Consider the following 12291-nt stretch of genomic DNA (forward strand, 5'->3'; position numbering starts at 1 on the left):
TCTCACTTGATGTCCGTCGGTGCGCAGTATGCAAGAGGGGTCGCGGTGTGATCCGCGACCCCTCCGGCTGCCGTCAAGGCATTGCGGCGCTTGCAGGCGGCCTACGCCCTCAGAACTTCACCGTCGCGCGCGCCCAGTAGTAGCGTCCGAGCACGTCGTAGGTAGCGGTGTCCACGTTGTAGTTGGAACCGTTCTGGTAGAGCAGCGGCGGTTGCTTGTCGAAGAGGTTGTCCACGCCCACGTCGAAGCGGGTATGGATCGACGGCACCGCGTAGCCGAGCTGGAGCGAGTGGTAGATCACCGAGGCCACCGGAATGTTCACGCCGGTGATGGCGGCATCGGCGTTGAGCGCGGTCACGCGATGGATGTAGCGCGACTGCCACTGGGCGTTCCAGTTGCCTTTGTCCCAGTTGAGCGTGGCGGTACCGCGCCAGCGCGCGATGTTGCCGAACTGGGGGCTGTAGGTGCCGGCGTAGTTGATCGTCTCGGCGCCCGGCTGTCCGGGCGTGGCGTTGACGTTGTAGGTGGAGGTGTAACTCGTGTTCAGTGCCGCCTGGAAATTGCCCGGGTCGCTGCTGCCCACGTTGAAGTGCGGCACCTTGTAGCGCAGCGTGTAGTCGATGCCGCTGGTGCTCAGGTTGCCCAGGTTCACCACCGGCGTGTTGATCAGGAACACCTGGCCCGGCTGCCGGCTGGTGTTGTCCTCGCGCTGGATGAACGAGCAGTACGGGCTGGCGCTGTTGTTGAAGCAGGAACTGACCACCGTGTCGGCCTGGATCGCCGTCAGCGTGTCGGACAGGTAGATGTGCCAGAAGTCGACACTGGTGGACAGGCCCGGCAACCAGTCCGGGTCGTAGACCAGTCCCATGTTGATCGACTTGCCCTTCTCCGGTTTCAGCGTGGCGCCCACCGTGGCCGCGCCGGAGTAGAACGTGTTGACCTGCGCCGGCGAGTTGCCGGCCCAGTTCACCGGCACGTACTGGCAGGCCACGGGATGCGCCGCCAGTTCGGCCGCGCTGAGCCCGACGCAGGGGTCGTTGAGGTTCGGCTGGACCAGCGTGCGGCCGTCATACAGCTCGTTGAGGTTCGGCGCCCGGAACACCTGGGATACCGTGCCGCGCACCAGCAGATCGTCGGTCGGTCGCCACTCGATCGCCACCTTGCCGTTGGTGGTGGTGCCGGTGGTGCTGTATTTGGAGCTGCGCACACCCAGGTCGATGTTGAGCGAGCGCGCCCAGGGCTTGTCCGCGAGCAGCGGGATCAGCGTCTCGGCGAAGAGTTCCTTGACGTCGAAGTTGCCGCGGCCGGGTGAACCGCACGCCTCCTGCAGGATCTGGCAGGTGGTGGTCACCGGATCGAGCACGGCGAAGTCGCTCACCGTGTAGTTCATGAACTGCTTGCGGTACAGCGCGCCCACCGACAGCTGCATCGCGCCGGCCGGCAGATCCCACAGCTCGCCGCTGGCGTTGACCTGGGCCTGCTTGGTCGACTGGGTGAACACGTAGACCGGCGTCTTCACGCCCGCGCTCAGCAGCGAGCCGACCGCCGGATCGGCCTGGTTGAAAATGTTCGCGCCGGCGTCGACCGCGGCCTGCAGGGCGGGGATGTCCACCTCGTTGGTGTCGCGCTGGTCGCGCTTGGTGTGGCTGTAGTTGATCGAGGCGTCCCAGCCCCAGCTGCTGGTCTGGTCGAAGGTGCCGCGCAGACCCGCGTTCACCTGGCCGGTATCGGTGGTGTAGCTGTGCACGCGCGTGCCGGCGCCGGTCAGGCGGGTCTGGAAGTTGTAGCCGCTGTTCGGATCGCCGGGGACCGGGTTCTGGCTGAAGGTGATGCCGAACGGATTGATCGGGTTGCTGGAGGAGATGATCAGTCCGTCGCCGGTGCCTACCGGCGAGGGCGCGTCCTGCCCGCTGGACACCGTGTGGTTGTAGAACGCATCGACGAACGCGGTGACGTTGTCGGTGAGGTTGAAGCTGCCCAGCACGAAACCGTTGGTGCGCTTCTGCGCGGTCTGGATGTAGTTGAGCGCGGCGTAGTTGTAGGTGTCCGAGGCCAGCCGGCAACGGTAGTCGCCGAGCGCCGAACCGTCGCCCGAGGCGAGCGTGACCTGCGCGGTGCCGGATGAGTTGACGTCGCAACCGTACTGCGCGGCGATCGACGCCGGCACCTGGACACGGCCGGTCGGGATCGAGCTCGACCCCGCCGCCACCACCGCGCCGCTGGAGAGATACAACTGCTGCCGGGAAAACCTGCGCCGGGCGGCCAGCGTCTCGTCGTACTTGTTGTAGTCCAATCCGCCGACGATGCTGTAGCGGTCGCCGGTGGTGCCCGCGGTGAGGTTGAAGCCGTAGCGCTTGGCGTCGCCGTGGCTGGAGATGCCGTCGTTGAGACTGAACTGCGCGCCCTTGTAGTTCTTGCGCAGGATGAAGTTCACCACGCCGCCGATGGCGTCGGAGCCGTAGACGGTGGACGCGCCTTCGGCGAGCACGTCGACCCGCTCGATCATGTCCGGCGGAATCAGGTTGATGTCCGGGTTGGCCATGCGCTGGCCGTCCACCAGTACCAGCGTGCGATTGATGCCCAGGCCACGCAGCGAGACGCGCGAGGCGCCATCGCCGGCTTCGAGCAGCGGGCTGGCCACGCCGCCGCCGTTGCTGTTGTTCTGCGGGTTGGTGGCGTTGCCCGAGATGCTGGGCAGCTGTTGCAGCACGTCGCCGAGCACGGGCTTGCCCGAGTTGGCGAGCGCCGCCCGATCCAGCGTCACGACCGGGCTGGCCGTCTCCACGTCGACGCGCTTGATCAGCGAGCCGGTGACTACCACCGACTGCAGGGTCTTGGCGTCCTTCTTGGAGGGCGGGGCCGTCTGCCCCGTTGCCTCGGGATTGTCCGGCGTCGTTGCCTGCGCCTGCGCCACCCCCGCCACCGAGAAAACCCCCGCGCACAACGCCAGACGCACTGCCGATGACAAGCGATTCAAGTCGTATTTCATGTGATCTCCCCGGTGAAGTCGATCCGTGTCTTCCCCCTGCTCTTGAAGCGTCTGGAGTATGCCAGCAAGGACTGTTCGGCCAGCAAGTGCCGGACATGCTCCCGTCCGATGCGGGTGCGCCGGCGTGTCGTGTCACGGGAGCCGAGGTGTCGTCCGAACCGGCATCGGCCAGCCGCATCGGAGCGGCGGCACTGACGTGGCCGCTTGCGCTAGGGGCTCGAGGCCGCGCGGTTGAAGTCCCCGATGGCTGCGACCAGATCAGTCACCGCCAGTTGCTCGACCTCGGTCAGGTCGGGGTTCCAGCTGTCCAGGATCAGCACCACGCGGGTCTGCGCGCTGTGGTTCCACGCATCGTGCTCGAAGGTGTCGTCGAAGGTGACGCAGCGGCCTTCCTCCCATGCGTGCGTCTGGCCGCCCACGCGCAGGGCGCACTGCGGCGGCACGATCAGCGGCAGGTGCGTGACCAGGCGCGTGTTGGTGACGCCCCGGTGCGGCAGGATGCGGGTGCCGGGGCGCAGCACCGAGAACAGTGTCTCCGGCGCGTGGTCGCGAATCCGCACCAGCGGCAGGCTCTCGAGCAACGCACTGGTGCGCGGGCAACGCGCGCAGTGGTCGTCGTAGCGCTCGCCGTGCCGGTAGAAGAAGAACGCGTCCCAGCCGGCCTCCTGCGCGCCGGTGGATTCGAGCAGCCGGGCCGCCACCGCCGCGGCCGAAGGGGTGCCCAGGAACGGCTCCAGCGGATCGTCGGCGCCGGCCAGCACGCTGCGCAGTTCGTCGCGAATCAGCGCGACCGCTGCCTCCAGCCGCGTATGGCCGGGAAAGCGCTCGCGCGGATAGAACGGCTGGCTCGGTACGCCCGGGAAGTACAGGAACAACGGCCGCTGCCGCGGATCGGGCAGGGGCGCGGGCAACTCGTGCAGATAGATCGCCAGGCAGTGGTCGACGCGCGCCAGTTCGGCGCGTCCGTAGCGCTGGCGCAGGGGCTCGATGGCGGCATCGAACAGCGCCCGGCGCGTGGCGGCGACATGGCGGGCGGCATGCTTCACCGCATCGCGCAGGCCTGGCGCGGTGGTGTCGTCACTGAGCCAGCGGCCGTTCGCCTGCGCGGCGTGCATCGCCCCGAGGTAGGCCAGCGCGGCCTGCTGCGGCAGCCCCTGTCGTTCGAGCACCGCGCCCAGGCGCAACTGGGCGACGAACAACCCCGGCGCCAGCGCGAGCGCCGCGCGCAAGCTGTCCGCGGCACCCTGCAGATCGCCGGCGAGCACCTGCGCCGCCCCCAGTTGATGCAGCACGGCCGCATCGCCCGGTTGCGCCTGCGCGGCGGCATGCAGGCGCTGCGTCGCGCGCGTCGTCTGGCCACGCTCGAGCTCGCGCGCAGCGAGAAACTGCAGCGCCTCGGCGTCTGTGGGCAGCAGTTCAAGCAGGCCCGCAAAGACCTGCTCGGCAAGCGCGGCATCGCCGCGCTGCACCGCGGCCCGCGCCTGTGTGCGCAAGGTGGCGGCGGTGCTCTGCGACGCAGGATCCATCGGCGTGCTCATGGGCGCAGCCTACCGGACCGCCGCGACCGCGCGATTGCCCCAGCGCAGCCTCAGCGCGGGTAGCGGCTCTGCAAGAAGGCGAACATCGCGCGCAGCCCCATTGCCTCGCCGCCGCGCGGGCGGCCGGGGCGATCGCCGTCGTTCCAGGCGTAGGTGTCCAGGTGCATCCACGCCTGGGTGTCGGGCACGAAGCGCTCCAGGTACAGCGCCGCGGTAATCGCGCCGGCGTGGCGCGAGCTGCCGGAGTTGGCCATGTCGGCCAGGTAGGAGTCGAGCATCTTGCGATACGGCCGCCACAGCGGCAGCTGCCACAGCGGATCGGCGGTGCGCTTGCCGGCGGCCAGTACGGCGGCCGCCAGTTCATCGCGGTTGGCGAACAGCGCGGGCAGATCCGGCCCCAGCGCCACGCGCGCCGCGCCGGTGAGGGTGGCGAAGTCGACGATCAGGTCGGGCTTCTGCTCGCTGGCGTAGGTGAGCGCGTCGCACAGGATCAAGCGGCCCTCGGCATCGGTATTGTCGACCTCCACGGTGAGGCCGGCGCGGGTGGTGATCACCTCGCCCGGGCGCATCGCGTTGCCGCTGACGGCGTTCTCCACCGCCGGCACCAGCAGGGTCAGCCGCACCGGCAGCCGCGCCTCCATCACCAGGCCGGCGAGGGCGATGGCGTGCGCGGCGCCGCCCATGTCCTTCTTCATCCAGCGCATGCCGTCGCCGCCCTTGAGGTTCAGGCCGCCGGTGTCGAAGCACACGCCCTTGCCCACGATCGTCAGTCGCGGATCGCCGCTCCTGCCCCAGTTCAGCTCGATCAGCCGGGGCTCGCGGTGACTGGCGCGGCCCACCGCATGGATGGTGGGAAAGTTGTGCTTGAGCAGCTCGTCGCCGACCCAGTCGCGCACCTTCGCCTTGTGCGCCTTGCCGAGCTTCTGCACGGCGTGGGCCAGCTGCTCCGGGCCCATGTCCTCGGTGGGCGTGTTGACCAGGTCGCGCACCAGCGCGGTGGCCTCCACCAGCGGGGCGAGCGCGGCAAGGTCGGCGCCGGGCACGGCCAGCGTCGCCGGTACCCGGCGCGCCTTGCGGTAGCGGGTGAACTGGTAGGCACCCAGCGCCCAGCCCAGCGCCGCGTGCTGCGCATCCAGCGCCACCCCTTCGGCGGCGAGGTGATAGCTGCCCGGCGGCAGCGCGCAGGGCAGCGCCGCGAGCGCGCCCAGCGCATCATCGGCATCCACCCCGGCCAGCACGCGCACCAGCTTGCCCGCGGCGTCGGCGAGCAGCACGTGGCTGCCCGGCGCCGCGGTGAACCCGCACTCCTCCAGCCAGCGCTTGTGCGGCGCACCGAGGCGCTTGCGCGCGGCCGGCAGCTGTGTGGCGGTGACGGCTTCGACAGGGATGCTGCGGCGCTCGCCGCTCTTGCGTTCGATCAGGGCAGACATGCGGACTCCTTGGGATCGCGCCGGCGCATCCACGCGCCGGCGGAAAGACGTAATCGGGAAACCATCGGGCAGACCCGCGGCGGACGCAAGCGGGCTGCGTCGACAGGCCATCATGCGCGCTTGTCGCGCGCGCCGGCTACGCGTGCGTCTCGAGCCAGTCCGCCAGCGCGGCGAGATCGGCCAGGTCCAGCTCCGGCGGCTCGCCCAAGGCCTCGGGCCACGGCTCGCCGCGACGGTTGATCCAGGCGGTGCGCAGGCCGGCCGCACGCGCGCCGGCCACGTCCAGCGCCGGGTCATCACCCACGTGCAGCACTTCATGCGGGGCCACCGCCAGCCGCGCCACGGCGGCACGAAAGATGTCGCCATGCGGCTTGGCCGCACCGACCTCGCGCGCGCTCACCTGATGGCAGAAGTGCGCGGCGATTCCGACCCGCGCAAGGTCGGCGTTGCCGTTGGTCAGGCTTGCCACCGGCCAGCGCGCGGCGATCCGGCGCAGTGCCGGCAGGCTGTCTTCATACAGCTCCACCCGGTTGCGCGCGCTGAAGTAGATCTCCCACAGCGCATCGATCGGCGCCTCGCCCACGCCGCAGGCAGCGAAGGCGTACTGCATGGTGAGGTGGCGCTGGGTGGTGAAGTCGTGGGCCAGGTCCACGCGTTCGGCGGCGATGCGTGCGCGCAGCTCGCGCATCGAGGCGATCGGCCAGGCCTCGGCCACCGCCGGGTGATGCGTGCGCAGGTATGCGTCGACCTCGTGGTCGGCCCGTTCCAGTGCCGGCATCACCGGCCACAGGGTGTCGTCGAGGTCGAGCGTGATCGCGCGGATCGCCACGGCGCTGGCGCTCAGCGCTGGCCCACCACCAGCACCTGGCCGGGTTTCACCTGATCGCTGCTGAGGTGGTTCCAGCGGCGCAGTTCAGCCACGTCCACGGCGTGCTTGCGGGCGATCGAGAACAGCGTGTCACCGCGGCTCACCGTATAGGCCTTGCCGCCAGCGGGGGTGGGATCGTAGGCGGTGGCCGTGACCTTGCCGAAACGGCTGTCGCCGGCACGCTCCACCGTGGTCGCCTTGCCGCTGACGCCGGCCAGGCTCGGCGCGGCTGCCGCCTCGGCGGCCTTGGCCTTGGCCGCTGCTTCGGCAGCGCGACGCTCATCCAGGGCCTTGCGTGCGGCCAGCGTGCGCTCGGAGGTCGGCGCCACCGCCACGCGCGAGGCGTAGGTCGCGCCGGGCGCGGACACCGGCGTGCCGCTGCTGGGCGGCACCGGCCGCGCGCCCACTTCGGCGAGGATGCGGGCGCGCCGCGACGAGTCCATCGCGGCCAGCGCGCTGCCGTCCTGGTACGGCACCAGCCCGTGGCGGCGGATCACCGCGCTGGCCTTGTCGCCGTTGACGAAGTCGACGAACTCCTGGGTCTGCTCGGCCTTCGGGCCGTCGGAGCGGGTCACCAGGTACAGCGGGGTGAACAGCGGATAGCTGCCGTTGGCCACGCTGCTGGCCGAGGGCGCCACGCCGTTGATGGGGATCATCTTCACCTTGCTGTTGCCGCTGACGTTGGACAGGGTGGTGACGCCCAACCCTCGCGGATCGAGCGTCACGCCCTCCTGCAACTTGGTGGTGTTGACGTACAGCCGCGGCGCGGCCACCGGCTGGGTGCCGCGGCCGAACAGCAGCTTGCGCAGGCTGAACTCCACGCCGTCGCCCGGGCTGGCCACCGCGTACAGGTCGATCGGCTCGTTCTTGCCGCCCACCTGGCTCCAGTTGGTGATCTTGCCGTAGTAGATGTCGTGCAGCTGCGCCAGCGTGATGTTGTGCACCGGGTTGGCCGGGTGGGTGATCATCACCAGGCCGTCCCACGCCACCGGCGTGAAGGTCAGGCCGGCTTCGTCCGGGTTGCCGCTGCTGCCGCGCGCCGCGCCGGCCAGGTCGGCGGCGCCGGAGCGCACGGCGTCCAGACCCGAGGCGGTGTTGAATGTCTGCAGCGCGATGCGCCCGTGACCGGCTTTCTGCCATGCCTCGGCCACATCGACCACCACGCCGTGGGCGGTGGTGACGTCGCCACGCCAGGTCAGGGTGGTGCCGGCGCTGGCGGCGGTCTTGGCGACGGTGGCAGTGGCGAGGCATGCACCGATCAGGGTGACGGGCAACAGGCGGGCAAGACGAACGGACATGATGATGGGCGACCTCGGACGACGGGCAGATGATGGCGGCAGCGGGGCGTGACGCGGCGCGTTGCGGGCCGGCACCAGGCGCGAAAGCGGCTATTTCATAGGTCCGTCAGGCAAACATCAAGCGCGCACTGGCGCTGGCGTTAAGAAACCACCCTCGCTGTGCGCTGTCGCACTGTGCCCTTGTGCGCCAGTCGTTACGGCGCGCCCCCGCGCGACGCGGCGCCATGCCGGCCTGCACGGCCGGGGACATCATCGCGAAGGTGCCGGCAGCACCGGGTCCAGGACGCGCTTGGGGACGAGTGCGCGGGCGGCTTCAACCGGTGGTCGAACGGGCCGCGGCTGATCCGGGCCCGAGCTGCCCGCCGGCCTTTGGAGCGCCGCCGCGACACGGGCCGCGCGCGTTGCGCGTCCCCGCCTTCCACTCCCGCGAGCCCACCTGATCGGTGGCGCCGCATCGGGCTCCTCCCGGTGCGCCTAGTCCACCAGCACGTAGTGCATGCCCTGGTCGTCGGCGATCGCCAGCGCAAGCTGGCGCGGGTGCGCCCCGGCAAGCAGCTGCAGCGCACGCACGCTGACGATGCGGCGGTTGCCGATGCCGATCAGCAGGTCGTCCGGCTGCAGCCCGGCACGCGCCGCGGCACTGCCGGCGCGCACGGCGGTGATCTTCACCCCGCTCAGGCCCTGCGCCCGTTCGCGCTCGTTCAACTCGCTGAAACGCACGCCGGCCAGGCGCGGGTCGAGCGCGCCACCGTCGAGCGTGGCGAGCTTCTCGGCTGCCAGCACCGCGCTCACCTCACGCGGCTGGCCGTCGCGCAGCAGGCCCAGCGACACGCGGCTGCCCAGCGGCAGCAGTCCCTCGCTGTTGCGCAGTTCGCCGCTGTTGCGCAGCGGCTTCCCGTTGAGTGAGGTGAGCACGTCGCCCGGGGCGATGCCCGCGCTGGCCGCCGCCGAGCCATCGCTCACGCGCGTCACCACCACCCCGGCCGACGCCTGCACCCCGAGCAGCCGGGCCATGCGCGGGGTGAGATCCTGCGTCTGCACGCCAAGGCTGCCGCGCTCCACCTTGCCGTGGGCGATCAGCTGCTTCATCACTGCACCGGAGAGGTTGGTGGGGATGGCGAAGCCGATACCCGCACTGGCGCCGGACGGCGAGAAGATCATCGAGTTGATGCCGACCAGCTCGCCGCGCAGGTTCACCAGCGCGCCGCCGGAGTTGCCCGGGTTGATCGAGGCGTCGGTCTGGATGAAGTTCTGGTAGTCGGTGCCGCCCAGGCCCGAGCGCCCCAGCGCCGAAACGATGCCCGAGGTCACCGTCTGGCCCAGCCCGAACGGGTCGCCCACCGCCACCACGAAGTCGCCCACCTGCAGCTGCGAGGAGTCGGCCATCGGCAGCGCCTGAAGGCCTGTGGCCTTGATCTGCACCACCGCCACGTCGGTATCCGGATCGGTGCCGATCAGCGTGGCCTTGAAATCACGCCCGTCCTGCAGCGTCACCGTGATGTCGTCGGCATTGCCCACCACGTGGTTGTTGGTGAGCACGTAGCCCTTGTCCGCATCCACGATCACGCCCGAGCCCAGGCTCTGCTCGGTGCGCTCGCGCGGGGTGTCGGGCAGGCCGAAGAACTGGCGGAACATCGGGTCGTCGAAATACGGATCGCGCACCGGCACGCGCGTCTTGGTGGAGATGTTCACCACCGCCGGCGTCACCTGCTTGAGCATCGGCGCCAGCGACGGTATCGGCTGGCCGTTCACCGCCGGTGGCAGCGTCGCCATGCCGGCCTGCGGCAGCGCGCCCAGCGCGAGTGCGGCGGCCAGCGCCAGGGCGTGGGGAATGCGTCGAATGCGCGGCTTCATCAAAGGCTCCTTCGTTTTGCGGGCGGGCGACCGGTCCGGCCACGTCGCGGCGTGGCGAACCGCCGTTCGACTGTGATCGCGCGCGTGGGTTCCAGCGCACCGATGTGCGGGGCACCTTCGGCGTTTTCCAGACGGGGCGGGCATGTGCAGAAATCCTGTCGCGACAGCTTCGCCGGTGCGGTGGTCGCAGGGGGTCTTCAAGACGCAAAAATTTCTTTACAACCCGGGCCGGCGGCAGTACGGTCTCGGTCCGTTCGCAACCACAATATCTTGTGTGCGCGTCCCTGGGTTCAACCCAGCGCTGGTGTGAAGACGGTTGTCTCTCGAAGGGGGAGGCCGGTGGCATCGAGCGACAGCGCAAGCGCGCCGCCATGGTCTGTTTCAGCCATCGGGGTGTGTGCTGCGGCGAGTCGGTGCGAACGGTCTGGTCGAATACAACTACGTGCCGTCGTGAGGCGGCACCCGGAGGTCAGTAAACTGATGAGTACCGCTCGCGCGCCAGTAGTGGGTCGTGATGCCGTGGAGATTCCTCTGCAGCCGGCATCCCAGGACATCTGGGACAAGAAATACCGCTTGAAGAACAAGGCCGGCGAACCGGTCGACGACAGCGTGGACGGCACCTACCGCCGCGTCGCCCGCGCGCTGTCGGACGTGGAAGCCACCCCCGAGCTGCGCGAGCACTGGAACGAGCGGTTCCTGTGGGCGCTGCGCCGCGGTGCGATTCCGGCCGGCCGCATCACCTCCAACGCCGGCGCGCTGGAGCACAAGCCCGCCACGTCCACCATCAACTGCACCGTGTCCGGCACCATCCGCGACTCGATGGACGACATCCTGGAGAAGGTGCACGAGGCGGGCCTCACGCTGAAGGCCGGCTGCGGCATCGGTTACGAGTTCTCCACGCTGCGCCCGCGCGGCGCGTACGTCTCCGGCGCCGGCGCCTACACGTCCGGGCCGCTGTCGTTCATGGATATCTACGACAAGATGTGCTTCACGGTGTCGTCCGCCGGCGGCCGTCGCGGCGCGCAGATGGGCACGTTCGACATCTCCCACCCGGACGCCAAGGAGTTCATCCGCGCCAAGCGCGAGGATGGCCGCCTGCGCCAGTTCAACCTCAGCCTGCTGATCACCGACGGCTTCATGCAGGCGGTGGAGCGCGACACCGACTGGCCGATGGTCTTCCCCATCCACGTCAAGGAGCAGGGCGAGCTCGACCTGGCCGACGAGTCCAAGGTGGTGTGGCGCGAGTGGCCCACCCACGAGAACTACGTGCGCCGCGACGACGGCCTGGTCGCCTGCAAGATCTACGGCATCATCCGCGCGCGCCACCTGTGGGACATGATCATGGTCTCCACGTACGACTACGCGGAGCCCGGGTTCATCCTGATCGACAAGGTCAACGAGATGAACAACAACTGGTGGTGCGAGCACATCCGCGCCACCAATCCCTGCGGTGAGCAGCCGCTGCCGCCGTACGGCTCGTGCCTGCTCGGCTCGATCAACCTCACCACCTTCGTGCGCGACCCGTTCGGCCCCAAGGCCCGCTTCGACTGGGACGAGTACCGCGAGGTGGTGAAGGTGTTCACCCGCATGCTCGACAACGTGGTCGAGATCAACGGCCTGCCGCTGGAGCAGCAGCGCAAGGAGATCACCTCCAAGCGTCGCCACGGCATGGGCTTCCTGGGCTTAGGGAGCACGCTCACCATGCTCAAGATGCGCTACGGCACTGCCGACGCGGTCGGCTTCACCGAGGAGGTGTCGCGCGAGATGGCCGTGGCCGGCTGGGAAGTGGCACTGGAGCTGGCCCGCGAGAAGGGCCCCGCGCCCATCCTCGCGCAGGACTTCACCGTCACCGGCGAGATGCTGCGCAAGCGCCCGGAAATGGCCGCTGACGGCTACAAGGTCGGCGACACCATTCCCGGCCGCGTGCTGCACGCCAAATACAGCCGCTACATGCAGCGCATCGCCACCGTGGCGCCCAACCTGGTGAAGGAGCTTGCCGACACCGGCGCGCGCTTCACCCACCACAGCTCGATCGCGCCCACCGGCACCATCTCGCTGTCGTTGGCCAACAACGCCTCCAACGGCATCGAGCCCAGCTTCGCGCACCACTACAGCCGCAACGTGATCCGCGAGGGCAAGAAGTCGAAGGAGAAGGTCGACGTCTGGTCGTACGAGCTGCTCGCCTACCGCGAGCGGGTGAACCCGAAGGCGATGCCGTTCGCCGAGGACGCCGCCGCGAAGCTGCCCGACTACTTCATCAGCGCCGATGACATCAGCCCGAAGGAGCACGTGGACATCCAGGCCGCGTCGCAGA

Annotated in this window: 7 protein-coding genes; 1 reads left to right on the plus strand and 6 read right to left on the minus strand. The window is 69.5% G+C overall.

What is annotated here, in order from left to right:
* Positions 1 to 109: 109 nt before the first annotated feature.
* The 6 genes from VFG40_RS11620 to VFG40_RS11645 form a co-directional block, all read right to left on the minus strand.
* On the minus strand, positions 110 to 2989 hold the full coding sequence (locus VFG40_RS11620) for a TonB-dependent receptor domain-containing protein (protein ID WP_324897575.1): 2880 nt from the start codon (positions 2987 to 2989) through the stop codon (positions 110 to 112).
* Between the two features lie 209 nt (positions 2990 to 3198).
* Positions 3199 to 4527 (minus strand): aspartyl/asparaginyl beta-hydroxylase domain-containing protein, encoded by a 1329-nt coding sequence (locus VFG40_RS11625; protein WP_324897577.1) that lies wholly within the window; start codon positions 4525 to 4527, stop codon positions 3199 to 3201.
* Positions 4528 to 4577: 50 nt separating this feature from the next.
* Positions 4578 to 5957 (minus strand): leucyl aminopeptidase family protein, encoded by a 1380-nt coding sequence (locus VFG40_RS11630; RefSeq protein WP_324897579.1) that lies wholly within the window; start codon positions 5955 to 5957, stop codon positions 4578 to 4580.
* A 136-nt stretch (positions 5958 to 6093) separates the two neighbouring features.
* Positions 6094 to 6786 (minus strand): HAD family hydrolase, encoded by a 693-nt coding sequence (locus VFG40_RS11635; RefSeq protein WP_324897581.1) that lies wholly within the window; start codon positions 6784 to 6786, stop codon positions 6094 to 6096.
* Between the two features lie 11 nt (positions 6787 to 6797).
* Positions 6798 to 8123, minus strand: a complete 1326-nt coding sequence (locus VFG40_RS11640; protein WP_324897583.1) for a LysM peptidoglycan-binding domain-containing protein — start codon at positions 8121 to 8123, stop codon at positions 6798 to 6800.
* A gap of 474 nt (positions 8124 to 8597) precedes the next feature.
* Complete coding sequence (locus VFG40_RS11645; protein ID WP_324897585.1) at positions 8598 to 9977, minus strand: Do family serine endopeptidase; 1380 nt, start codon at positions 9975 to 9977, stop codon at positions 8598 to 8600.
* Positions 9978 to 10457: 480 nt separating this feature from the next.
* Here VFG40_RS11645 and VFG40_RS11650 point away from each other — a divergent pair.
* Positions 10458 to 12291, plus strand: a 1834-nt coding sequence (locus VFG40_RS11650; protein ID WP_324897588.1) for an adenosylcobalamin-dependent ribonucleoside-diphosphate reductase, incomplete at its 3' end; no start/stop codon positions are given.

This window comes from Dyella sp. (genome assembly GCF_035685805.1).
Classification (GTDB): domain Bacteria; phylum Pseudomonadota; class Gammaproteobacteria; order Xanthomonadales; family Rhodanobacteraceae; genus Dyella_A.